Consider the following 25,589-nt stretch of genomic DNA (forward strand, 5'->3'; position numbering starts at 1 on the left):
TCCACCCGACGCGGGCCACGTTTCCCGAAGGCAGCGAATTTCGTCGGTAGCTCTGGGGCAGCACGGCTGGTACCGGCTAAACCCTCGCGGGCGCTGCAGCCCGTTCACGGCGAGGCAGGCCGCCGCGCTCGCACGCCTCCACGGCGCAGTCGAGAACGGCGTCCCGACGCCGTGGCGCGCGAGCTCGCGGGCCCCCTTCACAGCCCCCCACGCGGCGGTCTCACGGACGGTCGGCTCCTGGCCGTAGATGTCCAGCGCATCTGCCAGGCAAGCGGCGAAGCCGAACTGGTACGTGGGGGCCGGTTCCACCTCCTGCACGCGGCGTTCGGCACGGCGGGAGGCCTCGAACCAGTCGGCAGCCCTCTCCAGGCCCACGGCGTTGACGACGATCGTCGCGGTCTCCCACGAGCAAGGCACCGTGGGTGTCGCCGGCGGGGCAAGCTGCTTGGCACCGCAAAGCGGCCCACACAGCAGTGCTCACCCCTTCCCGCGGACGAGCGGCGTCACGTCAAAAGGGCTGGCCGCCCGGCGGGGCCGGCATCGTGGTCGCCAGCATGGCCGGGCACCGGGAGAGACCCTACGCGCCCGAGATCGAGCACGCGCTCGCAACCACCGAGACCTCACAGCTGCTCGCGCTGCCGTTCCTGCAGCCCGAGCAACTCGGCTCGTCCGTCCACGCCTACGCCATGTCCAAGCGGGCCAGCTCGCTGCGCGTGCAGACCGCGGCCGCGGCGTGGGGCATCCGCACCGCCCGCGTCAACGCTGTCAGCCCCGGCGTGATCATCACCCCGCTGGCCCTCGACGAGCTCTCCGGCCCACGCCGCGAGTGGTTCGACAAGGTGCGCGAGACCTCGGCGGCCAAGCGGTTCGGCACCTCCGAGGAGGTCGCCGCGGCCGCCGCCTTCCTGCTCGGCCGTGACGCCGGCTTCATCACTGGAGCCGACCTCCTGATGGACGGCGGCGTGACGGCGGCCCTGCGCGCCGGTGAGCTGACGACGCCGTAACGAGCCGAGAGCCACGGCCGCCAATCCGCCCGGATCCGGGCCCGCAGTCCGGGTGGGGCGGTTCAACCTGTACGGTCCCGGCGCATGAGCCATCGATCGAGAGTGCCGCGCCGGGAGAACTGAGGCGGCGGCGTGGCGGTCCTGGCGACGGCTGTGCCGCGCCGGTTGGGGCCGTGGTTGTCGAGGTGCCGAGCTGACCTTGCTTACCGGCACCCGTGACTGCCCGTGCCGGCTTCGTAACTGACGGGCGACACCGCTTATCAATGAGTTTGGACAGCACTTGGTGATCACAGGGCAAGAAAATGTCGATGAGAACGAGAACTGACACCGGTCATGGGCGCACTGCGGCGCGACGCTGATGAGGATCGCCGAAACTTCCACCGCGGCTCGGTTGATCCACCAGACTTGCTCTTGTTTCCCAACGGAGAAGGGACGGCACGCATGGCGAACAGCGCACTTCTGGTGATGGACGTCCAACGGGACGTCGTGGCCATCGCCGACGACGGTTCCGGATATCTGCCGCGCTTGCGCGGGGCGATCGACGGTGCCCGGGCTGCCGGCATCCCCGTAATCTACGTGGTGATGGGGTTACGGCCGGGCGATCCGGAAGTCAGCCCTCGCAACAAGGTGATGACAAATGCCGTGCGGGCCGGCCTGTTCACCGAGGGGGCCCCTGGCACCGAGATTCATCACGATGTTGCGCCCCAGCAGGGCGACGTGGTGGTTACCAAGAGGCGGGGGAGCGCGTTCTCGGGCAGCGACCTCGACTTGGTACTCAGGGCTCGCGATATCGACAGCCTTGTTCTCACCGGCATCGCCACCAGCGCTGTAGTGCTGTCCACCCTGTGGCACGCCATCGACCTGGACTTCGGCCTCACCGTCCTGGCGGATGCCTGCCTCGACACCGACCCCGAGGTGCACCGGGTCCTCATCGAAAAGCTGTTCCCGCAGTGGGCAGATGTCGTCGCCGTCGAGGACTGGCTCAAAGCCATCGCACCGCAATAGCGGGAGGCAGTCCGGACCCTCGCGTGCGGGGCAGGACGCCATCGCCTTCCGCCGGCCGGGTGAGGTCAGCCGGCGGCGTTCTGTGCTGCTGCCCGGGCCTGGGTGAGGGCCAGGCGGCAGAAGTCGGTGCCGGTCTGGATCAGGTTGCCGTCGAAGGTGAGCCGGTCGACGATGGCCGCGCAAAGCCGGGGATCGGTGAAGGTCTTGGTCCAGCCGCTGAAACTCTAGTTCGAGGCGATGGCGACGCTGTTCTTCTCCTCACACTCCGTCAGAACCTGGAACAGCAGCTCAGCGCCCCGCCGGTCCAGCTCCATATAGCCCAACCATCTTGCGCGACTACGTCAAGGCGATCTTCGGCAAGGTCGGTGTCTGCAGCCGACCCGAGCTGACCGCCGCGCTGGCCCAGCAATCGCTGGCGGCCTGAGCGGGATGCCTTCCGCGGCGCTGGCGAGGACCGGTTCGACTGCGGAGATCCGCCACCGGCTCGGCGCGTCGCGGTGCCCAGTCGTCATGGCCCGGTGCCGCCGCTCTCGCGACAGCGCCGCCTGGACCCATCGCAGGGAGAGTGTTGTGGCGTCGTTGGACGCGGGTAACCGGCCGTCGGCGGCCGCGAGTACGGCTCGGTCGACCGTCTCGCGCAGTCGTCGGCCCGACACCAGGACGGCGGCAATGGCGGGGCTCCGCAGGATCGGTTACGGGACGTACGTCCTTGCCGACGCATGGAAGCCAACCCCTTGACCGGCCCAACAGCCGCTCACTCAGGTGGCGTTGGCCCCAGCCGCCTGGCTCGTTTTCAGGATTGCGGGTCAAGGCCCGGAGATGTGGTCAGGGCTTTGTGGGTCGACTCCAGGATCTTCTCCGACAGTTCTGTGCCCGCCGTGGCCCGGGCGAGCAGGATCGCGCCGACCAGAGCGGCCACGACGGGAAGGCCGTCGGTGGCTTCGGTGGACATCCATGAGGCGAATTCCTGGACTCCGGCGGCGTATGTTTCGCGCACCTCCCCGGCTGTGGGTTCGCGAGCCATGTCTCCTGCGAATCCCGCGGTGGGGCAACCGGTGCCGGGCTGGTCACGGTGCTCGGCCGACAGGTAGAAGTCGACGAGGGCGCCGCGCGCGGTGTCGTGATCGCCGTGGTCCGTGTCGAACGACGCCAGGAGCAGGTCAAGGTCCCCGAAAGCGGCTTGAGCCGCCTCGGCTATCAGGGCCTCCTTGGAGGCGAACTGCTTGTAGAAGCCGCCCGTCGTCAGCCCGATGGACTTCATCAGGTCGGCGACGCTGATGCCGTTCACGCCGCGCTCCCGGAACAGCTGGGAGGCCGCGGCTACCGCGCGCCTGCGGTTCTCGAGCGCTTGTGCTTGCGAGACGCGACTCATCAGTCACCCGCCCTCACGTTAGATACTAATGCGCATCTATCATACGCGAAGTGCTGGACAGTCGGGCGGCCGGGGGACCGTTGGCGACACGTAGGCCCAGTTCCGGGGGTCTGACGCCATGCATGGCAAGCCGAGGGGCCGCCGGGCCGGAGACCGCACAGCTCGTCCCCAAGTGGCCGGAGGTGATCCGGCGCCGGTTGGAGGCGGATCTCATTGCGCTTGGCATGGTGCAGGGTGCGGGCCACGGCATGGTCGTCGCGCGTCGAGCTCCGTGCGCTCGCCGTGAGGGCGGTGCGGACGCCATCCACGGCGACCATGCGCCCGAAGGGTCTCCACCCGGGCCCGGTCGGCTGCCAATCCTGTGGTTCCGCATGCACCTTGAGCGGCCTCCGTAGCGCGCGGTAACTGGCGGCATCGGGGAAGCCGTTGACTGGACGGTTTTAGATATCTATCGTAATCTAAAGCGAGGCCGACGCTCTGGCCCCTCTACTCATCCGCCAGCCCAGAAATGAGATCCACCCATGACCACGCAGAACAAGACCGCTGTCGTCACCGGCGCGTCCGCCGGCCTGGGTGCCGCCTACGCGCAGCGGCTTGCCGACCGGGGCTACGACCTGATCCTGGTGGCCCGCAACGCTGCGCGGCTGGAGACGCTGGCGTCGGACATCCGCAGCCGCACGGGCCGTGCGGTGGACGTCGTCACCGCCGACCTCACCGATGCGGTGCAGATCTCTGTGGTCGAGGAGCGTCTGCGGACCGACGAGAGCATCGAGGTACTGATCAACAACGCCGGCGGGGGGCTGTTCACGCCGCTGGCGACCTCCGACGCCGCGGCTTCCGAGGCGCTGATCAACCTCAATGTGACAGCGCTGACCAGGCTGACCACCGCGGTCCTGCCGGGCCTGACGGCCCGCGGGCACGGCACCGTGGTGAACATCTCCTCTGCCCTGGCTCTCAACATCCTGCCCGTCAGCGCTGTCTACAGCGGCACCAAGAGCTACGTGCTGACGTTCACCCAGGCTCTGCAGCAGGAGCTCGCCGGGAGCCCCGTGACGGTGCAGGCCGTGCTGCCGGGCGCTGTCCGTTCGGAGTTCTGGGACGGCTCCGGCGCCGACCTTGGGGCGTTCCCCGAGGAGTGGATCATGAGCGTGGACGACGCCGTCGACGCGGCGCTCGCCGGCCTTGACGCCGGGGAGCCCGTCACCATCCCGTCCCTGCCGGAGATCAGTGACTGGGAGTCGTTCGAGAAGGCGCGTCAGGCACTCGTCCCGAACCTGTCGCGGCGGGTCCCGGCCGATCGCTACCGCGGCTGACCGCCGCTCCGATTCCGGTGCGGGAGTCCCTTCCACAGTGGAAGGCCGCCGGGCTCATCCGGCCAGTTACCGCTCACGCGCTACCCGCGGCAGCACCGCCCCGCAGCTTTCTCTTCCCCCCTTTTATTTGAGGAAAGATCCATGTTGAACGCCCTGTGGTACCCGATCGTCGCCGGGGAGATCGCCCTGCCGCACCGGCTGGCGATGGCCCCCCTGACCCGGAGCCGGTCCACATCGGAGGGTGTGCCGACCGAGCTGAACGCCGAGTACTACGCCCAGCGCGCCTCGCACGCCCTCATCATCACCGAGGGCACTCAGCCCAACGCCGACGGCCAGGGCTACCTGCTCACCCCCGGCATCTACTCCGAGGAGCACATCGCCGGGTGGCGCAAGGTCACCGACGCCGTGCACAAGGCCGACGGACGCATCGTCATCCAGCTCATGCACGCCGGACGGATGTCCCACCCCGACAACACCCCGCACCACCGGCGGCCGGTGGCTCCCTCCGCGGTCCAGCCGGCGGGCGAGATGTTCACCGCGTCCGGCCTCCAGGAGTTTCCGGTACCGCGCGAACTGTCCACCGAGGAGGTCGCCGCGACGGTCGAGGACTTCCGCCGCGCCGCCGCGGCCGCCGTCGCGGCCGGCGCCGACGGCGTCGAGATCCACGGCGCCAACGGCTACCTCCTGCACCAGTTCTTCGCCACCAACAGCAACCAGCGCTCCGACCAGTACGGCGGCTCCGTCGAGAACCGCATCCGTTTCGCCGTCGAGGTCGCCACCGCCGTGGCCGACGAGATCGGAGCCGGCCGCACCGGCATCCGGATCTCCCCCGGCAACCCGTTCAACGACATCGCCGAGAGCGACACCCACGAGCTGTACCCCGCCCTCGTGCGCGCCCTTGCCCCGCTCGACCTCGCCTACCTGCACATCGCCCACGGCGGCGACGACGAACTCCTGCACACCCTGCGCAAGCTGTGGCCGAACACCCTGGTCCTCAACCGGGCCGGCACCGACATCGCCACCCGCGCCAAGGACCTCGAAGACGGCGTCGCCGACGTCGTCACCGTGGGCTCGATGGCGCTCGCCAACCCCGACCTGGTCGAGCGCGTGCGCACCGGGGCGCCGCTGAACACCCCCGACCCCGCCACCTTCTACGGCGGCGACGAGGCCGGCTACACCGACTACCCCACCCTCACTGCCTGACGATTCCCGGCGATACCGGTCCTGGCGGGCCGGTATGCCCTGATGGCCCCATGGAGGTGCCATGTGTCTGAGCACGCTGCTGTTGAACTGAGCCCGGAAGCGACCGCGTTCGCGGACTTCTTCGCCGCAATGGTGATTCCCGAGTCCGAACTGGACGCGACGCGGACCCGGGTGGAGAGCTCCCATCTCATGGCGCGGGAGCCGGAAGGTGTCACCTATCGGGAGGTGGACGCGGGTGGGGTTCTGGGTATCTGGTGCGAACCCGTCGGCTCCAACACCGACTACGTCCTCCTGCACAGTCACGCCGGGGGTTCCGTATTTTCGTCGGCGGTCGTCGACCGCAAGCTCGCAGGCCATATCGCCAAGGCCGCCGGGGCCCCCGTACTGGTCCTGGACTTCCGGCGGGCGCCGGAGCACAAGTACCCGGCTCAGGTGGACGACGCGGAGGCGGCCTTCAACTGGCTGCTCTCCGAAGGGTATGAGCCGGGGAACATCATAACGATCGGCCACTCGGTCGGCGGGTTCATCGCCGTCGCCCTGGCGCTTCGCCTCCGCGACAAGAAGCAGCCGCTGCCCGGCGCCATCGTGTCGATCTCCCCCTGGTGCGACCTCGAGATCGCCAACGAGACCATGGAGACCAACGCCGGGACGGACAAGATCCTCAGCAAGGATCTGCTGGCCTTCTTCCGGGATGCCTGGGTCGGCGGCACGCGCATCGAGTTCACGGACACGCGGATCAACCTGAACCGGGCGGACCTGAGCGGTCTGCCTCCGACCCTCGTCTCCTGGGGCACGTACGAAGTTCTGGCCGGCGAGGACGAGGAGTTCGCCGCCCGCGTCAAGGACGCCGGAATCGACACCACGACCGTTGTCGTCCCCGGAGGCCAGCACTCCTACGTCTACGGCGCCGGCCGCGTTCCGGAGGCCGACGCCGCCATCGCCCAGATCGGCGCGTGGGTCCGGGAGAAGACGAAGATCTGACCGAACGGTACGGGCGCGGGCGCGGCAGTCGCCAGATCCCCGCGCCCGCCGGACCGGGACGGTTGACGGACGCCGACCTGGCCTGCGCCAGCGCGCAGGTCCGCGACGCACGCGACCTCGTCCGGTCCAGCGGGCGACAGCCGGGACGGCCGATCACGACGGCGGCTTCAGCGTCACGCGCGCACCACCGCGCGCGACCAAGCTCGCCGACTCTTGGGGCGCCGTCCGGGCCGAGGATCCGTCGCGTCCGGTCGACAGCGACGTCGCCGCAGCCGTCGACGACGCGCTCACCGTGCGGCGGGCGGTCGGCGCCAAGGTCGCAGTCCAGCCGACGAGCCTCCCCGTCGACATCGTGACCAACCACCAGCCGGCCTTCCCGCCCCTGGTCCACGGTCGGTTCAGCTACGACCGCATCGCCCCTGCCGCTGTCTCCCACGCCACCCTGCTGGCCCGGCTGTTCCACCAGTACTTGCCCGGCGACGCAGGCCCTGCGGGGAACCTTCCAGCCCCACCACCAACGTGGAGGGTGTGCGACGTCCTTACTGAAAGCAGGTCAAGTGGAACGCCGTCGCCAATGTGTCCGGCGGTCCGGCGACGGCCATCCCGGTGCGCAGAGGCAGGAGCGGACTGCCCGTCGGTCTGCAGGCCATGGGCCCGAGCGGGGCCGATCTCACCATCATCGCCCTCATGCCGCCTGGTTGGTATGCAAACCCAATTGCTGAGGCCGACGTGATCAGGCCCAAACCCGAGGTCGCGCGATTGTTCAGCCTGTGGGACGCATCGCGTGCCGGGCGTGTAGGCGCTGCGCAGCGCAGGACGTCGGCGGCTACAGTGGGCAGTGGCCGCGTGTGTCAGCGCCACGGTTCGCCCCAGTCGACACCTTCGCGCAACTCTCGCTTGAGCAGCTTCCCGCCGGCGTTGCGTGGCAGCGGTTCACGACGCACCGAGACGTACTGCGGCACCTTGTAGTCGGCGATCCGCTCGGCCACCCCGCTGATCACTGCCGCGACATCGAAGTCGTCACCGGCCGGGACTATCACCGCGCCGACCTTCTCGCCCATCACTTCGTCAGGGACTCCGATCACGGCGGCATCGAGTACGCCGGGAGTTTCGATGAGCGCCGCCTCGACCTCGACGCTGGAGACGTTCTCCCCTCCGCGGTTGATCAGGTCCTTGACCCGGTCCACGATGCGCAATCGTCCGGCTGGGTCGACCGTGACGACGTCCCCGGTACGAAACCAGCCGTCGACAAGCGCGGGGGTGACCGCATCCCAGTAGCCCGTGAGCACATTCGGGCCACGGACCAGCAGTTCGCCGTGGTCCGGTCCGTCGATCTGGTCCAGCGCGAGGTCGACCACCGGCACCGGGAATCCGATCGAGTCGGCGTGCTCGGCGGAGTCGTGGTCGGGCAGTACGCTGATCAGCGAGGCGGTCTCGGTCATGCCGAAGCCGTTGAAAACCCGCGCCGAGGCGAACGCCTGTCGCAGGGCCTTCACCAGGCCGACCGCGATGGGTGCACCGCCGTATCCGATCAGCGTCACACCGCTCACGTCGGTGGGGTGCTCGGCGAGTCGTCGTAGCAGCAGGTTATAGACGGCGGGCACCGTCACCACGAAGGAGATCCGCTCCTCTGCCAGGGTCGCCAGCGCCTTGTCCAGGTTCAGCTCCGGGAGGATCACCGACGTCCCTCCCAGGTAGGCGGCCGTGAGCAGCTGGGAGTTGCAGCCTGTCACGTGGAACAGGGGGACCGAGATCAGCGTGCGCAGCCCGGCCCCGCCTTCGATGCCGAGTGTCCGCGTCATTGTCTCGGCGTTGCTGAGGAAGGCCCGGTGGGTCGTCGGCACCCCCTTGGGGTGGCCGGTCGTTCCGGATGTGTAGAAGATCGCGGCCACATCGTCGGCGGCCGCCGCGCCCTGCGCGAACGGTTCCCCATCCGGCAGGGTCGTGCCGACGCCGAGCACGACGTGGGCGCCCGAGTCGGCGACGACGTAATCGACCTCCTGCTCGGAGAACCGGGTGTTGATCGCCACCGGAATGGCGCCGGCCAGGATCGAGCCCCAGAATCCCAGGACCCATTCCACTCCGGCGGGCTGGCGCAGGGCGACCCGGTCTCGCGGCTTCACGCCCGCGGCGACCAGCCCACCGGCCACCCGAGAGGCACGCTCCAACAGCGTCACGTAGTCGAGCCGTGGTCCGTCGACTTCGACCACGGCCTCTACGCGCGGGGTGCGCGCAGCATGGGAGGTGATCACGTCCACCAAGGTCGCCGGCAGATCGTCGTACGTCCGCAGGCCGCTCGCGTCCCGGTGGGTGCCCTCGAGCCCGAACGGATTCTCGGTGGTCCTGTGCAGTTCTCGGATCGGGCTCATCAGACCTGCCTTTCTGACAGATGGCGGAACAGGTGGTGAACCAGCACGGTGGCTCAGTTCCTGACCGGGTGTCCGACGAAGGGGACGGTGCCCCAACGGATCGTCTCAGAGAGAGACACTCGATTCAGCGAAGTGCCGCGCGAGGTGTTCGGCTACGACGTCGGCCTGCTCCACGGCAACCGAGTGGCCGGCGCCCTCGACGGTCACCTCGGTGCCGCCGGTGGCGGCGGCGATGTTCACACCCGAAATCGGCTGGGGGTAGGCGTGGTCCTCGCTGCCGGCGATGGCCAGTACAGGCACTTGGCAGCCGGCAAGCTCCTCGACCATGCGGGAGCGGTGGATGACACCGTAGGCGCTGTCGCCGATCGTGGGCCCCAGTCGCGCCATGAAGTCTCGCCATGGTGCGCACAGTTCGGACCGCGTCGCGAGGCTGGTGTCACCGAACATGATGTACATCAACGTGTCGACGACCTGCTCCGCCCCGTGGGCGGTCAAGTGGTCGGTCAGTGGAGCGAACTGCGCCAGTTGGTGCTCCTCCTCCGCCGACGCGCCGAGCGTGGTGACCGACAGCAGGAGGTCAGGACGGCGCGCGGCCAGCCGGAGGGCGATGAACCCGCCCATCGAGTTGCCCACGAAGTGGCACTTTCCCAGTCCGAGGTGCTCGATCAAAGCCGTGGCGTCCTCGGTGAGGGTGTCCATGTCCAGTTCCCCGCGTGCGGCGGGGGCGCTGCCGCCCTGGTTGCGGTGGTCGTAGGCGATGACCCGGAAACCCTCACGCGTGAAATGGGCCAGGTGGCCGTCGAACATACTGTGGTCGAAGAACAGAGAGTGACTGAATACGATCGGGGTACCTTCGCGGGGCCCCTCGTCGACGTAGGCGAGTGTCGTGCCGTTCACGGCGGCGCTGCGCATGAGACCTCCTGGTGTGCGGCGCGGATCGCTACACTGCCCTGACCGTAGGCGCGTGCTTGGTGCCCGTTCCCCCTGATTCGCGCACTGCACGCACGGAAACGCGCACGCCGGGCGGAGCTGTCATGTCGCTTGCCGAAACATATCTCGTGGAGAAGACGGACACCGCCGTGCTGTCGGCGGGCGAGCCCGCGGACTTCTGGGCCGAGCACGTCTGCCGAAACCACGGCACTCTGACCTTCCGCTTCGCCGCTCCGGCCACGTTCCAGGGTGGCACGATTCTGCAGCGCTACGGCGGGCACCAGCTGATCGACTTCTGGTCCGACGGCATCGTCTACGCGCGGTCACCCAAGGACGTCCGCAGCGACGGTGACGAGAGTGTGCGGCTGCTCGTGCCGGCTGTCGGCACGCTGGACCTGAGCCAGGACGGAGTCAGCAGGCGGATCAGGCCGGGACAGGCCGGGTTGGTGACGAAGGCCCGTCCGTTCGATCTCGCGCACAGCGGGCGGGCGCGGGCGTGGGTGATGAACCTGCCCGCAGGAGCTCTCCCTCAGGACGAGGGCACCGACTGCGTGCTGCTCGACTTCGGGCAAGGCCTGGGGTCCGTGGTCGGCAACATGATCGCTCAACTCGGGGCGCAGCGCCGGGCGGTGGACGGGACCGCGTTCACCTCGGTTTCCGACACCATCGTCGAGTTGCTGGCACTGTGCCTGCGTCCCCGGCCCGAGCTGCCCGACACTCTGGCAGCCGTGGACGCCGCCGTCCGTGACTACGTCCGCCGGCACGCTGCCAACCCCGAACTGGACCCGGCCGCGATCGCGCGGGCCCTTGGCTGGTCGCTTCGACAAGTTCAGCTCGCCCTCCAGCGCAGCGGCACGTCAGCGGCCGGGCTGCTGCGCGCAACGCGGCTCGACATCGCGCGCCGACTGCTCCGCGAGGCCCCCGCCGGCCGAACGATCGCCGACATCGCACACGCAAGCGGCTTCCGCTCGCTGAGTGCCTTCGGAGCATCTTTCAAGGCACGGTTCGGGGTGACCCCGCAGGACGCCCGAGGCCGATGAGCAGCGGGTGGCGTGGTCAGTGACTTGGCGGACCACGAGTGGCGGGCGTCCGGCTCGCAGAAGGTCAACCAGCCACTGACTGCAGCGCCGAGGCCACACCGCCACACGCGAACTCCGGGTCGGATGCCGAGCGTTCGATGCCCTCCAAGGCGACGAATCCGTAGGCCGCCGTGGCATGATCACCGGTCGCCCAGATGAGACTGCCGGCCCTCAAGCTGCGCCTGCGCCGTGGCCGTTCCCGAGGAAGCGCCACAGGTGCTTGTCAGGCGCGCCCTCGTCCTGGTGCACTTCGCCTGTGCGGTGAAGGGGTGCCCGGTTCGAAGCTGATCACGTCGGTTGGCTCGCGAACCGCCGGGCTGCTCGGCAGCGCGGAGAGCCCGCATGGAGTCCTCGGCTCCTGCCACGACTTGCCGTCCACCGGGCTCAGAAGCAGGACGGCGTGGAGTGCTCGTGCTGCCGCGAGCTCCGACGCGGCGGATTCGTCGTCGGTGGTGGCGGTCGCGGTGGCTTGGAGGAGTTGCTCGAACAGGCGAAGGGAGTCAGCGAAGCTGACGGGCCCGTAGTGCGGCGGATCTTCGTGCCGGCGGCGACCAGCGTCTGCTCGACGATGTCCAGAGCGTGCGCAGTAGCGCGGTCGCCCCCGCCCGCCGCGGCCCGTCGGCTCTCCGGGGCGTGGACCCGGCTTGGCCGGCCCGAACTCGCCTCAGCCGCGGTACGGGAGATCGCGGATCTGGCACGGGCCGCATTCGAGCCCGAGTACTGGCCGGGGCTGTTCGGGGCGTGTGCAGAGGCACTCGCACAGGCCGGGGCACCAGAACCAGCGGCCGAACTGGCCGCCGAGGCAGCCGAGTTGCTTGAACAGGTCACCGATCCCGACGAGCGCCAGTCCCACCTGGCCATGGTCATCTGCGGCCTGGCCGCCTCCGGCTCGATCGACACCGCTCTCACACTCGTCAACGAGGCCATCCGCGCAGCTCCCGTCCCGGCCGAGGAAGACGAGTACTCGATCGCCAGTACCGGCTTGTCGGACATCTCGAGGGCCGTTGCCCGGACCGGACGGCACGCGCAGGCCGCCGAGCTGGCCCGCCGGATTCCCAAGCTGGAGTTCCGTACATCGGCACTGACCTCGGTCGCCGAAGAGTGTCTGCGCGCGGAGGCGCTGCGTGAGGGGATTGAGCTCGCCCGTGAGGCCGCCGACATCGCTCTCGGGCTCTCCGATGCGGATGGCCTGGGTGAGATCGCCCAGGCCATGGCTGACGCCAATCTGTATGAGGAGGCCCTCGCCCTGGGCCGTGGGCTGGAAGAGTCGGACCACCAAGAGGCCGTGTTGGCCGCGACCGTGGGTGCGGTGGCCCGGTCTGGCGCGCACGAACGCTGCGCCGAACTCGCCCGCTCCGTCCGCGGACACGCCAGACTGGTCACCACGTTGGCGTCCGCCGCTCTGGCCCTCGCCGAGGAGGGCGCGTCCGCACTCGCCATCGAACTCGGCCGCGAGGCGGCGGCGCTCACGCGGACGGCACCGGCCGCCGGGCACTGCGACAAGGTCCGATCGGACAGCGCACAGCGCCTGGTGTGGGCGAAGCAGTTCGATGTCGCTCTCGCTGTCGCCGACACCCTGCCCGATGCCGGGGCACGAGACGGAATCCTGGAGGATATTGCCTCCTGGCTCCGCTTCGACGACATCGAGCGCGCCTGCACCGTGGCTGGTTCGATCGCCGATCTCTGGCTTCGCGGCAAGGCGCTGGCGGAGATCGCCGATTACATGGCGATCAAGGGCCGCCACGAGGACGCTGTCGCCCTCGCCCATCAACTCCCCGATCCCGTAAGCGCAGTCGAAGTCCTGAGTTCCGTCTCCCGCCATCTGCTCTGGGACGATCAAGGCCCGCAGTCCCTCGACCTCGCGCGGGAACTCGTCACCCTGGCTGAGGCGATCACCGACGACGACGCCAGGGACCGGGCCCCGGTCGTCGCCGTCCGCTCCCTGGCGCTGCCCGGCGCCCACGACGAGGCAGCCGAGCTGGTGAGTGCCATCCTCGACCCCGCCCGCCGTGCCGAGGCCCAGATCACCCTCACCCGTGTACTCGCCCACGCTGATCGTTCCGACCCTCGACTTCCACCACCAGCTCGGGTTCCACCAGTGTGACGACCAGTTTTTCCTGGTTTCCCCACCCGACGGAGAACGACCAGCCTGTCCATGGATGACTGCGCCGCGCCGGGGCGAGTAGCCCGGCGACCGATGCGCTGGCCGTCCGGGCAAGGGTGGTGGTGCGGCCGACGTCCTGAAGGCGGCCATCGGTGTCGTACCTGCCGAACAGCAGCTTGCGGGGAGCGGCCGGGGAGCCAGTGACCGCGCCGATGATCGCCTCGCTCGTCTCGCGGACCTACTGGTGAAGAGGCGGTGTTCCGAACCTGCCCTATTCATCGCGACGATTGATGCGGTCGGCTGGCGTTCTGCCTACCTGTGGGGGCGGCCGTTGTTGGTTGCGTGAGCGTTGCGGTGCGGCGCGCGGGGCGAGGGTCAGAACATGGTGTTGTCGTTCTTGGAGGTGGGTGGGATCACCTGGAGGACGTCCCAGTGTTCAACGATCTTGCCGTCTGCGTCGAAACGGAAGATGTCGATGCCGGCGTACTCCTCGTCAGGCCAGGTCTGGTGGCAGTGCAGGATCACGTGGTCGCCGTCGGCGAAGGCGCGCTTGACCTCCACCCGCTTGCCCGGGTACTCGGCAGCCATGCGCTCGAAGTAGTCGATGAACGGCTGCTTGCCGTCGCCGACGTGTGGATTGTGCTGGATGTAGGTGTCGCCGACGTGCCGGTCGATGGCCTCGGCGGGGCGGCACTGGTTGAACATCAGGTCGTAGAACGCCTGAGCCGTGGCCTTGTTCTTCTCCGGGTCGCTCATGGTGCCACCGTAGGGTCGGGTGTCGGGTGCGGCACGGTGAGTGCGTCGAGCAGGTGGTCGGCCCCGACGGGGACGGACAAGGCCCGGCCGGCGAGGTCGTCGGGGGTTTCGGGGTGGGTGGGGTTGACGCGCACGAGGCGTGCGTGGGGGATCTGGCGGGTGAGGTGTTCGCCCGGCCACCGGATGACGCCCGGGGTGTTGAATCCGGCCCCGAACTCGAGGATGAGCAGTCGGGCGCCGGCGGCGGTTCCCAGCCAGTCCTGGAGACGGCGGCCCGTGGGGAGATAGGGGGCGTCGACGAACTCGGGACCGATGCGGACGTTGATCTCGACCTCGCCGCCGCAGTTCGGGCAGCTGGGCAGGGGGCCGGTGACGGCGCCGGTGGCCGGGTCGTACGCGGTGAGGAGCCGTGCGACGAGGGGCCGGCTGTCCCAGGTGGTCGGGGTGCAGGGGGTCGTGCACTGGTAGCGGCCGTAGTCGCCCTGCGGGGTGAAGACCCGGTCGGAGGCGAAGCCGTTGCGGGCGAAGAGGGCGTCCACGTTGGACGTCATCACCCAGTGGTCCTTGTCGCCGACGAGGGAACTCAGCCGCTGATAAAGGGGGTTGGGTGCCGGGGAGAAGCGGATGTCGTCGATGTGGACGGCCCAGTAGCCCCACCACAGCTCGGGCGGCAGCGGTACGCCGACGAGGTAACGGGAGCGCAGCCCGAGGCGGTGCAGGGCGGGGAAGAGTTCCCGGAAGCGGTCTTCGTCGCCGTAGTCGTATCCGGCGGCGGCGCTGAGTCCGGCCCCGGCGGTGATCAGGACACGGTCGGCCTTGTCGAGCCAGGTGCGGAGCGTCCCGGCAGCGGCTTCCAGATCGAAGGTGGAATCGTTCATTGGGGCTGGGTTCCTTCGGTCAGTGCCTGGAGGTAGGCGGCGCGGTCGTCGTCCGCGTACACGTTGAAGATCACGCGATCGAGCCGTCCGGGGTGGAGGTCGAGCCATTCGGCCACGGTGTCCAGGGCGATGCGGGCGGCGGGCGTCTTGGGGTAGCCGAAGACGCCGGTGCTGATGCCGCAGAACGCGAGGCTGCGGATGCCGCCCACGTCGGCGGCGAGGTCCAGGCAGGCACGGTACGAGGCAGCCAGGGCCTGCTGGTGCTGCGGGAGCACGGGGCTGTCGACGATCGGGCCGACGGTGTGCAGGACGTATCGGGCGGGCAGGTGGTAGCCGCGGGTGATCTTGGCGGTGCCGGTCGGCTCCGGGTGACCTTGCAGGGACATGACCGCGTGGCAGTCGTCGCGCAGGCGGGGGCCGGCCGCGGCGTGGAGGGCGTTGTCGATGCACGGGTGCATCGGCCTGAAGCAGCCGAGCAGGGCACTGTTGGCGGCGTTCACGACGGCGTCCGCGGCGAGGGTGGTGAGGTCGCCCTGCCACAGCACCGTACGGTCGGCGGCCCGGTACGCGGTGTGGGGCAGCATGTCGCGGACGGTGGGCAGCGACTCCGCGTCGGTGGTGCCGCGTGCCAGGCGTTCGCCTGCCAGGAGCGCGTCCAGCGCGCGGGCGGTCCCGGTGGGCAACGGGCCCGGATCCCGGACCGTCAGCACCGCACGCAGGAGCCGCCGGGCGGCGGCATCGTCGACCCGGGCCTCTGTGTCGGATAGCAGCCCGACCCTCGCCGCCGCCGGGTCCTCGCCCAGCAGGCCGAGCGCCTCGCGGACCAGGTCGGCGGACCGGCCGTCCGGTTCATGCCCGGCGTCGGACCGGAACGGCTCGTCCAGGACGATGGCGGCCCTGTAGGCGGCGAGCGGCAGCGGGGTCGGGGTCGGGGTCGGGTACACCGTGATCCTCCGGGCGATGGGCATGTGACGGGTGGGATAGGACTGCCGAACGGCACGCCGCCGTGCTCTCCCTCTGAGCTGGTGGGGGCACGGCGGCGGATGAGGGCTCGTCAGGCGGGTTCGAGGACTCCGGTGTGGAGTTCGGCGACGCGGCCGTCGCCCGTCTCGTAGGTGTCGCCCGTCTCGTAGGTCCAGAAGGCGTGGACCGTCAGGGCGTTGAGGTTCAGGAGGTGGGTGACCGTCATGCCGGACTTCTCGACCCAGCCGACCATGAACAGGCCGGGGGCCACTTCGGCGGTGTGGAGGGTGACGGTCTCCTCGGAGCCCTTGGTCGGGCCCTCGACGGTCTCGTAGTGGAGGGTGGTGCCGTCGGCCGCGTAGGTGTTGCGGAAGACGACCCCGTTGTCGACGCGGAAGACGAAGGTCTTCCCGGCGTAGGCGGGCTCACTCATCGCGTTTGTCTCCGTGCTGGCGGTGTGCGGCTTCAGAACAGGCCGTTGCCGTGGGGCAGCTCGGCCGGGACCGGGGAGATGATGTCCCAGTGCTCGACGATCCTGCCGCCCTGGACGCGGAAGAGGTCGTAGTACGCGACGGGGACGCCGAACTCTCCCTCGGACTGGAGCAGGACGAAGTCGCCCTCGGCGATGACCCTGTGGACGGTCTTGTAGACGAGGTTCTTGCCCTGCTCGCCCCACTTCGCGGCCGCCGCGCCGAAGCCGTCGAGGCCGTCGGCGGCCTCCGGGTTGTGCTGGTCGTACGTCTCGGTGGAGATGTAGTCGGTGAGCACCGAGTAGTCGGCGCCGACCAGGACCTTCTGCGCGAACTCGGCGACCAGGGCCCGGTTGGCCTCGGTCTCCCCGGGCGCGGCGACCTCGGCGGGGCCGTCGGTCTGCGAGCGCCCGGAGGCGGTGTCGGCGACCAGCGGGGTCAGGGCGTCCCAGTGCTCGGCGAGCTTGCCGTCGGCGTCGACGCGGAAGATGTCGAAGGCGACCAGAGGGTCGGGACCGAACCCGTGATAAGTGCCGTGCAGGGCGACCAGGTCGCCGTCGGCGATCACCCGGGCACCCTCGTACCGGAAGCCCTCCGGCAGTCCGGCGACCAACTGGCGCAGGGCCTCGGGACCGTCGGCGGCCAGGGTGCTGTGCTGGGTGTAGTCGGCGGCGACCCAGCGGTCCACCGCGCTCGGGTCCTTCTGGCCGAACAGTTCACCGGCGGCGCTCAGGACGGTGCTCTTGGCGTTGCTCATGACGGTTCTCCTCGCGAGGGCAGGTCATGGAAGGGGAGTTGGGGGACGGTCGTGGTCAGCCGTTGGTCGAGGGCGGAGGTCAGGGCAGCGACTGTGGAGCCCGCGCCGCCCATCTGGTCGCCACCGTGCGCGGTGTCCAGCAGCAGCGTCGGATACGAGAGGACGCGCAGGCGGCGCAACGCACGGAAGTCGGCGCGGGCCTTCACCCGGCCGGCCGGGGCGCTGAACGCCGCGGTCACGGCGTCCGCGTCCAGGCCGAGCTCGCCGGCTATGCCCCGGTAGACCTCTGTGTCGGACAGGCTGCGGCCGTCGACGAACCACGCCCGCTGCATGGCCTCGGCCGCGTCCAGTTCGCTGAGGCCGGGCTGGTCGCGCAGCGCGGCCAGCCCCGCCGCCGCGGCGGCGGAGTCGAGCACGGTCGTCCCCCGCGACACGGCACGGTCGTAGCCCGTGCCGAAGGCGACCCCGGTCAGCCGCGCGATGTCGCCGCGTTCGGCCGACAGGTGCGGATAGGCCGCCACCGGCAGCGCACGGGCACCGGTGTAGAGGCCGGCCGACACGACGCCGATCCGGACGCGGTGAGCGTTGTCCTCGGCAAAGGCCCGCAGGGTGGGGCCGAAGCCGTAGCACCAGGCGCAGTACGCGTCGAAGGCGTACGTCAGGGAGGCCCGCTCCGCCGAAGGCATCACACGCCTCCTCTCCTACCGATCTATTATTGCTTTCCGACATCGATTGACGTCGGATCGGCTGACAGCTCCAAGTTAGAGCTGTTGAACAGGATGAATCAGATACGCTGACGACTAGTGATGGTCAAAAACCGACATGCTGGCGACCGAGGGATCCTGGAGATCTCCTTCGCGGCGCCCGCCGGCACCCCCGCCGGCGTCGAAGTGCTGTCCCTCGCCGACCTGCGCCACCGCGTACCCGGCGAGCGGCTCACGGCCCCCCAGCGCCCGGACTTCCACCACCTGATCGCCCTCACCGGCGGAACCCTCTGGCACACGGTCGACTTCACCGCCTACGCCCTCGAACCCGGCTCATGGCTGTGGGTTCGCCCCGGCCAGGTGCAGCAGTGGGGCGACCTCACCCACGCCGAGGGCACCCTGATCCTGTTCCGCCAGGACTTCCTCGACCCGGCCACCACTGCCGGCGCCCGCACGGAGGACCCGCACGCTCCGGTCCTGCGCCGGCCCCTGCCCGAGGACGCCCAGGCCCTGAGACTGGCCGCCGACCATCTCGCCGCCGAGTTCCAGGCCCTCGGACGCCTGCCCCTGGAGATCCACACCGCGGCCCTGCGCCACCTGCTGGCCGTCCTCGTCCTGCGCCTGGCCCACCTCACCGCGCCTGTCGGCAGCCCCGCCCCCGAACCGGACGCCACCTACCTGCGCTTCCGTGACGCGGTGGAAAAGGACTTCGTCCGCACCCGCCGGGTCGAGGACTACGCCGAAGCGCTCGGCTACTCGGCCCGCACCCTCGCGCGCGCCACCCTCGCCGCAGCCGGCCTGGGCGCCAAGGAGTTCATCGACCGCCGCGTCGTCCTCGAAGCCAAGCGCCTCCTGGCCCACAGCGATCAGAGTGCCGCCCGAATCGCCGACCGCCTCGGCTTCTCCAGCGCCACCCACTTCAGCAAGTACTTCCACCAGCGCACCGGCCAGACCCCGATCACCTTCCGCGACACGGTCCGCGGGCACACCCCGAGGTGAGCCATCTGTCCCGCCGTACTCGCAGCTCTCGGCACCGATGCGCTGCCGACCCACGCCTGCCGACTGCAGGAGACGGATACCGGAGCGGCAGGCCGGCGCCTGCCGGTGCCCTGCCGAACGGTCCACGCCGGCCGGCGCTGCGGCCAAGGTTGTGCGAACCACACAGTCAGGAAACGGCTCTCTGCCGGTCGCAGGCGTGGGCGACGTGACCGAGGCAAGGCAGTCGTTGTGACGGCCGACCGAGCGCGCAGGCGAGAGGGCCGGTGGCGCACGGCCTGCCGGACCGGATCTGGACGCTGTCGCGGATTAAGCCCCTGATCGGACGCCGCTTGCACACGCGCACGACCTTGTCGGCGATCGCGCAGACGCTGCACCGGCACGGCTTCAGCCCGCAGGTCCCGGCCCGCCGCGCCCCGGAGCGCAACGAGGAAGCGGTGAGCGGCCGGGTGAAGGAGACCTGGCCGCTGGTGGAAACCCCGCAGCGGCGCTCGGGGCTGCGGCTCTGCTGCGAGGACGAGGCAGGCTTCTCGATGACGCCGCCCACGAACCGAACCCGGGCCCGCCCAGGGCACACGCCTGTCATCCGGATACGCGGACGTTCCCGGCGCCGGTTCTCGATCGCTGCCCGGGCCTGCTGCAGACGGGCGGACGCTCACGCCCGATCCTCAGGCCCGAGCGGCACGTCGATCACGAGCAAGGCGGCAGTCGCAATCCCGCCTGGACCGATTACCGGGACCTGCCGATCGCCGCCCGCCAGCAGCTCGGTGCCCCGATTGTGCTCCTCCGGGACAACGTGAACGTGCACGAGAACGCCCGGCTGCGACAGTGTCGCCGATTCCCGGTTCACCGACCCTGACCACCTGATAAGTCAGTAACCACGCGCACGTGAGTCAAACGTCTTGGACGATCGACTCACATCTCTTGGGCCGGGCGCCCACCCACCGCTATCCTGGCGGGCGAACCTGCAGGTGAAGAAAGGAGAGCGCGTGCCCCGCATGGCGGCGAGCGACCGGAGGGCCGAGCTCCTCGAAGCGGCGATCCGGGTCATGACACGGGACGGCGTGGCCAAGGCCACCACCCGCGCGATCGTGAACGAGGCCGGCATGCCCCTCGGGGTGTTCCACTACTGCTTCGACTCCAGGGCGCAGCTGCTCGAAGTCGTCACGCAGACGCTCACCGAGCGGTATGTCGCGGAGGCCCGCGGCCTGTTCACGCCACACCGGGAGATCCGCGACAGCATCCTCGACAGCCTGCACGCGTTTTGGAAAGGGTTCGAGGCGAACCCGCGGGAACACCAGATCAGCTACGAGCTCACGCAGTACGCGCTGCGCAATCCCGGCTTCGAGAACGTGGCCAGACGGCAGTACGAGATCTTCCTGAGCGCGTTCGCCTCCCTGCTCGAACTGGCCGCCGACAGCGCCGGGGTCGAGTGGACGGTGCCTGTACCGGTGCTCGCGCGGTACGTGCAGTCGACCATCGACGGCCTCAACATCACCTGGCTCGTCGACCGCAACAGCGATGACAGCCGGGCAGCCCTCGAACTGCTTGCCGATCACCTCCTCCAGCACACCCGGCCCCGGGAGGCCTGAGCCCGGCGAAACGACACAGCTCATCCCGCGGTGACGGACGTGCCTGGCTCGGACCACACGTCGGGCGGAACGACGCCGAGTGACCGGCCGCGCGAGTCGAAGGCCCGGCCGAGGAGCCTGTCGTGGCGCAGGGCCATCGTGCGGTCGGTGACGACGAGACCGGGATGGACGTCGCAGACACGGGTCTCCAGCCGCAGCACGCCGCTCACGGAGTGCAGAGCGGCCTGGATGACGAGGTTGTGCTGGCCCGTGACGGCGGCGCAGTTGCGGACCTCGGGGAGACGGACGAGGGCGTGACCGACGGCGGACGGCTCCTTGACGGGGGCCGTGGCCCAGAACGTGACCGCGACGGGCCAGCCGCCGAGCGGGCGGGCGAAGTCGCAGCGGAAGCGGACCAGGCCGAGCCTGGTGAGCCGGTCGAGACGCCGCCCGATGGTGAAGGCGGTCGTGCCGAGCGTCTCCGCCAGGGCCTGGAAGGACGCGCGACCGTCCTCGTGCAGCAGGCTCAGCAGGGTGCGGTCGCGCGAGGTGATTCTCCTCGCTGCCGGCACTGCGGTCGGCGTCCCCGCCAGCGGGCGGTGTGCCGAGCCGTGAGCGCTGTTCGGGGTCCAGGGCGATCGATCTGCCTTTGCCCGCCCTCGGCGAACACGTGCGTGACGATCCTCGTGCGTACGGCGGCGATGCCGGGCACGGCAGAGAGGACGTCCAGTGTGTAGTGGGCCATCGCCGGGACGTCGGCGGTGGCCAGGGTCGCGAGGAGCCGGTGGGTGTCCGTCCATGACGGGGGAGTGGACGCGATCTACTGCTCCAATCACGGCGGCCGACAGGCCAACGGCGGTCTCCCCGCCCTCGCCGCACTGCCCACCGTCGTCGAGGCCGTCGACGGGTTGCCCGTCCTCTTCGACTCCGGAGTCCGTAGCGGCGCCGACATCGTCAAGGCCCTCGCCCTGGGCGCGACGGCGGTCGGCATCGGCCGCCCCTACGCCCACGGCTGTGCGCTGGGCGGCACGGACGGCGTCGTCCACGTCCTGCGCGCGCTGCTCGCCGAGGCCGATCTGATCATGGCGCTCGACGGATGTCCGTCCGTGGACGACCTGATTCCCGACGCGCTTCAAGCCCTGTAGGCGGCAGGCTCTGTGAGGAGCCGCCATGCGAGGCCTGCCCCCGCGGCCACGTCCGTGAGCGACCGCAGCCTGACCTGCACGGCCGACCTGCGCAAGGCCACCTCCTCCATGGGACGGCGGGGCGTCGGGAACCCGCCGTCGGCCACGCGGCGGACGACGACCGGCGCACTGCAGAGCCGTCTGCCCGGCGGGACCGCGCAGTGACGTCGGGCGGCGGTGAGGCTCTCGCACTCCTGCCGCCGCGTGGGCGGCTTCGTCGCGTATCGGGTCAGGCGCCCGGGTGTCCTCGGCGCCCGGTCCGTCCCGGACGCGGAGGGCGTCGATGCCCGCAGCGGTGCAGGGGAGGAAGGCTCTGTCAGTAGGCCAGTTTCCGCAGTATCAGGGAGGCGAGCGGTGTCGGCAGGGTACGCAGGGTGCAGACCAGGGCCGCTGTGGGCCAGGGGAAGTACGCCTGGGCCGGTTCCTTTTCCAGGGCGCGTATGACATGCCGTGCCCCGCGTTTCTCGCTGATCTCGAACGGTTTAGGCAGCCCGTCTTCACTGATACGTGCTGTGGTCACGAAGCCCGGATGGATGTTGGTGAACCGGATTCCTCGGGGTTCGAGTTCGACACGCGCCGCGTCCAGGAGGGTGCGTGCGGCGGCCTTGGCGGCCGAGTACGGGCCCTGACGGGGAATGCCCATGAGTCCCGCGAGGGAGTTCGTGTGGGCGATCAGGCCGCCGTCGCGCTGCCGTAGCATCTGTTCGGTCAGCGGAATGAGGTAGTTGACGACGACGTCGTAGTTCAACACCATCATGCGTGAGACGTCGGCGACGGATACCTGGTCCATGGGCATGTCCGGTCCGTCACCGGCGTTGAGCAGCGCGATGTCGACGGACCCGAACTCCCTGGTGGCGGCCGTCACCACGTCGGCCGCCGCCCGCGGGTCGAGGGCGTCGGCGGGGATGTCCAGGCAGCTGCTGCCGGCGGCCCGTACCTGCTCCGCGATGCCGGCCAGTTCGGGGGCGCGCCGGGCTGTGATGACCAAGCGGTTCTTGCCGGGGGCGAGTTGGCGCGCCACTTCCGCGCCGATGCCCGAGGACGCGCCGACGATCAGGATCGTACGGTCGGTGATCCTTGCCATGATGTTCCTGTTCTCGAAGGTACGGCGAGCGTCGCGGGACGCGGGACGCGGGACGCGGGAGAAGGGGAAGCGGGCGGGGGAGTGCCCAGGTCCGTGGTCAGGACGGCAGTACGTACGCCTCGATCCGTGATGCGTTGAGCTCCCGCGCACGCGGCGGGTCGTCGGTCGCTATGGTCGCTGCGTACAGGGTGTCGCCCTTGGGGCCCGCGACCAGGCAGCTGAGCGTGCGCTGGCTGGTCGCGACGCGGTCCAGGATGGTGCCGCCGGGGCCCACCCGGACGCATTCGCCGCGCAGCGCGTTGGCGACCCACGCCGTACCGTCCTTGCCCGGTGCGATGCCGTCGGGCGCGATGGGGCTGCTGGAGCGGTCGGCGATGGCCTGGTGATCGAGCAGGGCCGAGACGCGCCGCGTGATGCTGCCGACGAGTCCCGGGGCGGTGACCGCCTTCCACAGCCAGGGCTCGATCAAGGGGGCCCAGGGGCGCGGCGGACCCAGTCGGCCGTCCGACAGTACTGGCAGCGCCACGAGCCTCATCGCCATCGTCTCGGCGGCCAGCATCGTGCGGCCGTCGTCGATGGGGAAGAGGCCGTTGGCGAACGCCAACGGCTCGCTCAGGCCGATGAGTTCACCCTCGGGCGAGAAGCAGGCGATTGGCGCGCGGGGCGGCCCGGGCGGCACGTAGAGCATGGAATTGGGGTGTCGCTTGAGGAAGGCGTGATAGTCGAACCCGAAGTTGCCCACGTAGGCGCGGCCCTCCTGGTCGACGTACATGTCGTTGACTGGGCCCTTGGCGATGTCCCGGAGGTCCGCGTGCACGACCAGGGAGCCGTCCGGCTCCAGTCGGTACACGCACAAACCCTCCATCGAGACGACCAGTATCCGTCCGTCGGGCAGGAAACCGATCCCGCCGGCACGACCGGGAACATCGGCGACCGTCTCGGGTCTGCCGATGGTGTCCCAGTGATGGACTGTGCCATGAGCCATGTCGCAGAACCACAGGGCGTCGTCGTGCCAGCGCAACGACTCCACAACACCGAATCCGTCCAGAACGACGGTGGCCTTCGGTTTCACTGCTGCCTCCAAAGGTGATCACGCCCGCGCGTGGCTCCCGATACGGTCGCTCACCGCTCAGGAGTAAGTCAAATGTCCAAGACGGTCGTCTTGGACGTGGTGCTGGTCTGTGGGCCGACTAGATCTGGAGGAGCGACAGCCGAATGGCCCGTATGGCGCTGAAGGAACGGCGGGAAGAGCTCATCGCTGCGGCGATCAGGGTGGTGACCCGGGAGGGCGTCGCCAGGACGACGACCCGCTCCATCGTCCGCGAGGCGGGTATGACCCTCGGTGTCTTCCACTACTGCTTCGCTCACGCGAAGACCTTCTCGAAGAGGTGATCACGCGTATCGCGGACGGTTTCGTGGTCGCCTCCCGGCAGGCGTGCGCCGGGGAGACGGAGCTGCGTCCGGCGGTCGAGAAGAGCCTCCGTGCCTTCTGGGACGGCGTGCAGGCCAGTCCCGGCCAGCAGTTGGCCGGTTACGAACTGGCCCACTACGCCTTGCGGCAGGCGGGTATGGAGAAGCTGGCACGCCGTCAGTACCGGCACTACCTGGACGTCCACGAGGATCTCGTGACGGACATCGCCGAGCAGACCGGCGTCCGGTGGACCGTCCCGGGCCCGGTCCTCGCCCGCTACCTGAACTCGGTGCTGGACGGGCTCACGATGTGCTGGCTCATCGACCGCGACACCGAAATCAGCCGCGCGGTCCTGGACCTCACCGGCAGGCACCTGGAGACCCTCGCGGTGAGCCGTGCGGACGCCCTGTCGGCCTGAGCCGGACCGGTAGCACGCAGTGCCCCGGTCGGGCGGGCCGCCGGCCCGCCCGGCCGGCGTTCCAGCTGTCCGTCAGTCGAACAGATCCGGTTCCTGCTGCGTGATCTGGTCCCACATCGGGCGGAACTGGAACCAGCCCGGCAGCGGACCGGAGGTCTGCTCCCGCACCGTCCTTGCCGTGTCCGGGTCGATCAGCTTGGGTGTCCCCGCGGCCATGGCCAGCAGCTGGGCCTGGCAGGAGCGTTCCATGGTGACGAAGTACCAGGCGGCCTCGGCCACCGACGCCCCGACGGTGAGCAGCCCGTGGTTCTGCAGGACGACCGCCTTGGCCGCCCCCAGTGCCACCCCGATCCGCCGGCCCTCCTCGGTGTCGTTGACGACGCCGAGGAAGTCGGTGTACAGCCCGTGGTCCTCGTAGAAGGCGCAGGAGTCCTGTGTGATCGGGTCCAGCGGGATGCCGAGACTGGAGAACGCCTTGCCATGAAGGGAGTGGGTGTGCGCGGCCGCCACCACGTCGGGACGGGCCCGGTGGACCTCGGAGTGGATACAGAACGCGGCATTGTTGACAGGCCGCTTCCCCTCCAGCAGGGTCCCGTCGTGGTCGACGAGGATGAGGTCGGAGACCTTGATCTGGCCGAAGGCCATCCCGAAGGGGTTGACCCAGAAGGCCGTGGGGTGCTCGGGGTCGCGGGCGGTGATGTGTCCCGCGACTCCGTCGGAGAAGCCGCAGCGGGCGAACAGCCGGAAGGCGGCGGCGAGTTCCTGCTTGCGGATCAGGCGTTCCTCCTCGACCGCCGGGTTCTGCGGCGGCATCGGCAGCGTGACGCCTTCGGGCATGTGGCCGACCGAGTCGTGCTGTATCGGGGCATCGGTGGTCAGGGACATGGGTTCAAACCCTTCGGTTGTGGTGCGGGAGTGGGCGGCTCGGAATCGGGTCAACTCTTCGTGAAGGGTGCGGAGGACTTTGTGAAAGGCGACCGTCTGCCGTACATCGCGGTCACCAGGCGCAGGATGAAGCGGTAAAACAGGATGAATTG

26 protein-coding genes and 2 pseudogenes are annotated in these 25,589 nt (G+C 69.6%); 14 read left to right on the forward strand and 14 right to left on the reverse strand.

The window, feature by feature from the left end; translation table 11 throughout:
• The first annotated feature begins 554 nt into the window (after window positions 1-554).
• Window positions 555-1,004, forward strand: coding sequence for an SDR family oxidoreductase (locus tag OG289_RS48980; RefSeq protein ID WP_327320469.1), 450 nt, complete (start codon window positions 555-557; stop codon window positions 1,002-1,004).
• A gap of 441 nt (window positions 1,005-1,445) precedes the next feature.
• Window positions 1,446-2,009, forward strand: coding sequence for a cysteine hydrolase family protein (locus OG289_RS48985; protein ID WP_327320470.1), 564 nt, complete (start codon window positions 1,446-1,448; stop codon window positions 2,007-2,009).
• A 65-nt stretch (window positions 2,010-2,074) separates the two neighbouring features.
• Here the strand turns inward: OG289_RS48985 and OG289_RS49995 are convergent.
• Window positions 2,075-2,332 (reverse strand): annotated as a pseudogene (locus tag OG289_RS49995) (ATP-binding protein); the annotation flags it as partial.
• A 470-nt stretch (window positions 2,333-2,802) separates the two neighbouring features.
• Window positions 2,803-3,381, reverse strand: a complete 579-nt coding sequence (locus tag OG289_RS48995; protein ID WP_327320471.1) for a TetR/AcrR family transcriptional regulator — start codon at window positions 3,379-3,381, stop codon at window positions 2,803-2,805.
• Between the two features lie 521 nt (window positions 3,382-3,902).
• Here OG289_RS48995 and OG289_RS49000 point away from each other — a divergent pair.
• The 3 genes from OG289_RS49000 to OG289_RS49010 all read left to right on the forward strand — a co-directional run bounded on the left by OG289_RS49000 (window position 3,903) and on the right by OG289_RS49010 (window position 6,878).
• Window positions 3,903-4,694, forward strand: coding sequence for an SDR family NAD(P)-dependent oxidoreductase (locus tag OG289_RS49000; protein WP_327320472.1), 792 nt, complete (start codon window positions 3,903-3,905; stop codon window positions 4,692-4,694).
• Between the two features lie 141 nt (window positions 4,695-4,835).
• Complete coding sequence (locus OG289_RS49005) at window positions 4,836-5,897, forward strand: alkene reductase (protein ID WP_327320473.1); 1,062 nt, start codon at window positions 4,836-4,838, stop codon at window positions 5,895-5,897.
• A 63-nt stretch (window positions 5,898-5,960) separates the two neighbouring features.
• The gene (locus tag OG289_RS49010) at window positions 5,961-6,878 is read left to right on the forward strand and encodes an alpha/beta hydrolase (protein ID WP_327320474.1); all 918 of its coding nucleotides are present in this window, start codon (window positions 5,961-5,963) and stop codon (window positions 6,876-6,878) included.
• Window positions 6,879-7,729: 851 nt separating this feature from the next.
• Here the strand turns inward: OG289_RS49010 and OG289_RS49015 are convergent.
• Entirely contained in the window at window positions 7,730-9,247 is a 1,518-nt protein-coding gene (locus tag OG289_RS49015; protein WP_327320475.1) for a class I adenylate-forming enzyme family protein, read from the reverse strand.
• A 105-nt stretch (window positions 9,248-9,352) separates the two neighbouring features.
• Window positions 9,353-10,159: an alpha/beta fold hydrolase gene (locus OG289_RS49020; protein WP_327320476.1), complete on the reverse strand. Its 807-nt coding sequence runs from the start codon at window positions 10,157-10,159 to the stop codon at window positions 9,353-9,355.
• 122 nt (window positions 10,160-10,281) lie between these two features.
• Between OG289_RS49020 and OG289_RS49025 the strand changes: the two genes are divergently transcribed.
• On the forward strand, window positions 10,282-11,217 hold the full coding sequence (locus OG289_RS49025) for an AraC family transcriptional regulator (RefSeq protein ID WP_327320477.1): 936 nt from the start codon (window positions 10,282-10,284) through the stop codon (window positions 11,215-11,217).
• A 607-nt stretch (window positions 11,218-11,824) separates the two neighbouring features.
• Entirely contained in the window at window positions 11,825-13,360 is a 1,536-nt protein-coding gene (locus OG289_RS49030; RefSeq protein ID WP_327320478.1) for a hypothetical protein, read from the forward strand.
• A gap of 375 nt (window positions 13,361-13,735) precedes the next feature.
• Here the strand turns inward: OG289_RS49030 and OG289_RS49035 are convergent, their stop codons facing one another.
• From OG289_RS49035 to OG289_RS49060, 6 genes are all read right to left on the reverse strand, one after another.
• Window positions 13,736-14,116: a nuclear transport factor 2 family protein gene (locus OG289_RS49035; protein ID WP_327320479.1), complete on the reverse strand. Its 381-nt coding sequence runs from the start codon at window positions 14,114-14,116 to the stop codon at window positions 13,736-13,738.
• Window positions 14,113-14,994 carry an NAD-dependent protein deacetylase of SIR2 family gene (locus OG289_RS49040; RefSeq protein ID WP_327320480.1) on the reverse strand — a complete coding sequence of 294 codons (882 nt, stop codon included), beginning with the start codon at window positions 14,992-14,994 and terminating at the stop codon, window positions 14,113-14,115. The genes OG289_RS49035 and OG289_RS49040 overlap by 4 nt, the downstream gene beginning before the upstream one ends.
• Window positions 14,991-15,962: a protein-ADP-ribose hydrolase gene (locus OG289_RS49045; protein ID WP_327320481.1), complete on the reverse strand. Its 972-nt coding sequence runs from the start codon at window positions 15,960-15,962 to the stop codon at window positions 14,991-14,993. The genes OG289_RS49040 and OG289_RS49045 overlap by 4 nt, the downstream gene beginning before the upstream one ends.
• An 86-nt stretch (window positions 15,963-16,048) precedes the next feature.
• Window positions 16,049-16,390 (reverse strand): MoaF-related domain-containing protein, encoded by a 342-nt coding sequence (locus OG289_RS49050; protein ID WP_327320482.1) that lies wholly within the window; start codon window positions 16,388-16,390, stop codon window positions 16,049-16,051.
• A gap of 32 nt (window positions 16,391-16,422) precedes the next feature.
• A complete protein-coding gene (locus OG289_RS49055) occupies window positions 16,423-17,184 on the reverse strand; it encodes a nuclear transport factor 2 family protein (RefSeq protein WP_327320483.1) in 762 nt (253 codons plus the stop codon).
• Window positions 17,181-17,870 carry a DsbA family protein gene (locus tag OG289_RS49060; protein WP_327320484.1) on the reverse strand — a complete coding sequence of 230 codons (690 nt, stop codon included), beginning with the start codon at window positions 17,868-17,870 and terminating at the stop codon, window positions 17,181-17,183. The genes OG289_RS49055 and OG289_RS49060 overlap by 4 nt, the downstream gene beginning before the upstream one ends.
• A gap of 120 nt (window positions 17,871-17,990) precedes the next feature.
• On the opposite strand from OG289_RS49060, the gene OG289_RS49065 reads away from it, so the two are divergent.
• The 3 genes from OG289_RS49065 (at window position 17,991) to OG289_RS49075 (ending at window position 20,476) form a co-directional block, all read left to right on the forward strand.
• Window positions 17,991-18,887, forward strand: coding sequence for a helix-turn-helix transcriptional regulator (locus tag OG289_RS49065; protein ID WP_327321029.1), 897 nt, complete (start codon window positions 17,991-17,993; stop codon window positions 18,885-18,887).
• Window positions 18,888-19,150: 263 nt separating this feature from the next.
• Window positions 19,151-19,684, forward strand: coding sequence for a winged helix-turn-helix domain-containing protein (locus OG289_RS49070; RefSeq protein WP_327320485.1), 534 nt, complete (start codon window positions 19,151-19,153; stop codon window positions 19,682-19,684).
• A gap of 198 nt (window positions 19,685-19,882) precedes the next feature.
• Complete coding sequence (locus tag OG289_RS49075; protein WP_327321030.1) at window positions 19,883-20,476, forward strand: TetR/AcrR family transcriptional regulator; 594 nt, start codon at window positions 19,883-19,885, stop codon at window positions 20,474-20,476.
• 20 nt (window positions 20,477-20,496) lie between these two features.
• Here OG289_RS49075 and OG289_RS49080 read toward each other — a convergent pair whose 3' ends face one another.
• On the reverse strand, window positions 20,497-21,027 hold the full coding sequence (locus tag OG289_RS49080) for an Lrp/AsnC family transcriptional regulator (RefSeq protein WP_327320486.1): 531 nt from the start codon (window positions 21,025-21,027) through the stop codon (window positions 20,497-20,499).
• Window positions 21,028-21,255: 228 nt separating this feature from the next.
• Between OG289_RS49080 and OG289_RS49085 the strand changes: the two are divergent.
• Together OG289_RS49085 and OG289_RS49090 are read left to right on the forward strand one after the other, a co-directional pair.
• Window positions 21,256-21,600 (forward strand): annotated as a pseudogene (locus OG289_RS49085) (alpha-hydroxy-acid oxidizing protein); the annotation flags it as partial.
• 54 nt (window positions 21,601-21,654) lie between these two features.
• A complete protein-coding gene (locus OG289_RS49090) occupies window positions 21,655-21,804 on the forward strand; it encodes a hypothetical protein (protein ID WP_327320487.1) in 150 nt (49 codons plus the stop codon).
• A gap of 151 nt (window positions 21,805-21,955) precedes the next feature.
• Here OG289_RS49090 and OG289_RS49095 read toward each other — a convergent pair whose 3' ends face one another.
• A complete protein-coding gene (locus tag OG289_RS49095) occupies window positions 21,956-22,723 on the reverse strand; it encodes an SDR family NAD(P)-dependent oxidoreductase (protein ID WP_327320488.1) in 768 nt (255 codons plus the stop codon).
• A 97-nt stretch (window positions 22,724-22,820) separates the two neighbouring features.
• Window positions 22,821-23,795 (reverse strand): SMP-30/gluconolactonase/LRE family protein, encoded by a 975-nt coding sequence (locus OG289_RS49100; RefSeq protein WP_327320489.1) that lies wholly within the window; start codon window positions 23,793-23,795, stop codon window positions 22,821-22,823.
• A 143-nt stretch (window positions 23,796-23,938) separates the two neighbouring features.
• Between OG289_RS49100 and OG289_RS49105 the strand changes: the two genes are divergently transcribed.
• The gene (locus OG289_RS49105; protein ID WP_327320490.1) at window positions 23,939-24,115 is read left to right on the forward strand and encodes a TetR family transcriptional regulator; all 177 of its coding nucleotides are present in this window, start codon (window positions 23,939-23,941) and stop codon (window positions 24,113-24,115) included.
• A complete protein-coding gene (locus OG289_RS49110; RefSeq protein ID WP_327320491.1) occupies window positions 24,112-24,552 on the forward strand; it encodes a TetR/AcrR family transcriptional regulator in 441 nt (146 codons plus the stop codon). The genes OG289_RS49105 and OG289_RS49110 overlap by 4 nt, the downstream gene beginning before the upstream one ends.
• 72 nt (window positions 24,553-24,624) lie before the next feature.
• Here OG289_RS49110 and OG289_RS49115 read toward each other — a convergent pair whose 3' ends face one another.
• Window positions 24,625-25,437: a class II aldolase/adducin family protein gene (locus tag OG289_RS49115; protein WP_442819053.1), complete on the reverse strand. Its 813-nt coding sequence runs from the start codon at window positions 25,435-25,437 to the stop codon at window positions 24,625-24,627.
• Between the last annotated feature and the right edge of the window lie 152 nt (window positions 25,438-25,589).

This window comes from Streptomyces sp. NBC_01235 (assembly GCF_035989285.1).
Lineage (GTDB): Bacteria > Actinomycetota > Actinomycetes > Streptomycetales > Streptomycetaceae > Streptomyces.

Excerpts from the sequence above, each read along its gene's own strand:
- OG289_RS48980 (WP_327320469.1), top strand. The coding sequence starts at position 555 with ATGGCCGGGCACCGGGAGAGACCCTACGCGCCCGAGATCGAGCACGCG.
- OG289_RS48985 (WP_327320470.1), top strand. The coding sequence starts at position 1,446 with ATGGCGAACAGCGCACTTCTGGTGATGGACGTCCAACGGGACGTCGTG.
- OG289_RS48995 (WP_327320471.1), bottom strand. The coding sequence starts at position 3,381 with ATGAGTCGCGTCTCGCAAGCACAAGCGCTCGAGAACCGCAGGCGCGCG.
- OG289_RS49000 (WP_327320472.1), top strand. The coding sequence starts at position 3,903 with ATGACCACGCAGAACAAGACCGCTGTCGTCACCGGCGCGTCCGCCGGC.
- OG289_RS49005 (WP_327320473.1), top strand. The coding sequence starts at position 4,836 with ATGTTGAACGCCCTGTGGTACCCGATCGTCGCCGGGGAGATCGCCCTG.
- OG289_RS49015 (WP_327320475.1), bottom strand. The coding sequence starts at position 9,247 with ATGAGCCCGATCCGAGAACTGCACAGGACCACCGAGAATCCGTTCGGG.
- OG289_RS49020 (WP_327320476.1), bottom strand. The coding sequence starts at position 10,159 with ATGCGCAGCGCCGCCGTGAACGGCACGACACTCGCCTACGTCGACGAG.
- OG289_RS49025 (WP_327320477.1), top strand. The coding sequence starts at position 10,282 with ATGTCGCTTGCCGAAACATATCTCGTGGAGAAGACGGACACCGCCGTG.
- OG289_RS49030 (WP_327320478.1), top strand. The coding sequence starts at position 11,825 with ATGTCCAGAGCGTGCGCAGTAGCGCGGTCGCCCCCGCCCGCCGCGGCC.
- OG289_RS49035 (WP_327320479.1), bottom strand. The coding sequence starts at position 14,116 with ATGAGCGACCCGGAGAAGAACAAGGCCACGGCTCAGGCGTTCTACGAC.
- OG289_RS49040 (WP_327320480.1), bottom strand. The coding sequence starts at position 14,994 with ATGAACGATTCCACCTTCGATCTGGAAGCCGCTGCCGGGACGCTCCGC.
- OG289_RS49045 (WP_327320481.1), bottom strand. The coding sequence starts at position 15,962 with ATGCCCATCGCCCGGAGGATCACGGTGTACCCGACCCCGACCCCGACC.
- OG289_RS49050 (WP_327320482.1), bottom strand. The coding sequence starts at position 16,390 with ATGAGTGAGCCCGCCTACGCCGGGAAGACCTTCGTCTTCCGCGTCGAC.
- OG289_RS49055 (WP_327320483.1), bottom strand. The coding sequence starts at position 17,184 with ATGAGCAACGCCAAGAGCACCGTCCTGAGCGCCGCCGGTGAACTGTTC.
- OG289_RS49060 (WP_327320484.1), bottom strand. The coding sequence starts at position 17,870 with ATGCCTTCGGCGGAGCGGGCCTCCCTGACGTACGCCTTCGACGCGTAC.
- OG289_RS49065 (WP_327321029.1), top strand. The coding sequence starts at position 17,991 with ATGGTCAAAAACCGACATGCTGGCGACCGAGGGATCCTGGAGATCTCC.
- OG289_RS49075 (WP_327321030.1), top strand. The coding sequence starts at position 19,883 with ATGGCGGCGAGCGACCGGAGGGCCGAGCTCCTCGAAGCGGCGATCCGG.
- OG289_RS49095 (WP_327320488.1), bottom strand. The coding sequence starts at position 22,723 with ATGGCAAGGATCACCGACCGTACGATCCTGATCGTCGGCGCGTCCTCG.
- OG289_RS49105 (WP_327320490.1), top strand. The coding sequence starts at position 23,939 with ATGGCCCGTATGGCGCTGAAGGAACGGCGGGAAGAGCTCATCGCTGCG.
- OG289_RS49115 (WP_442819053.1), bottom strand. The coding sequence starts at position 25,437 with ATGTCCCTGACCACCGATGCCCCGATACAGCACGACTCGGTCGGCCAC.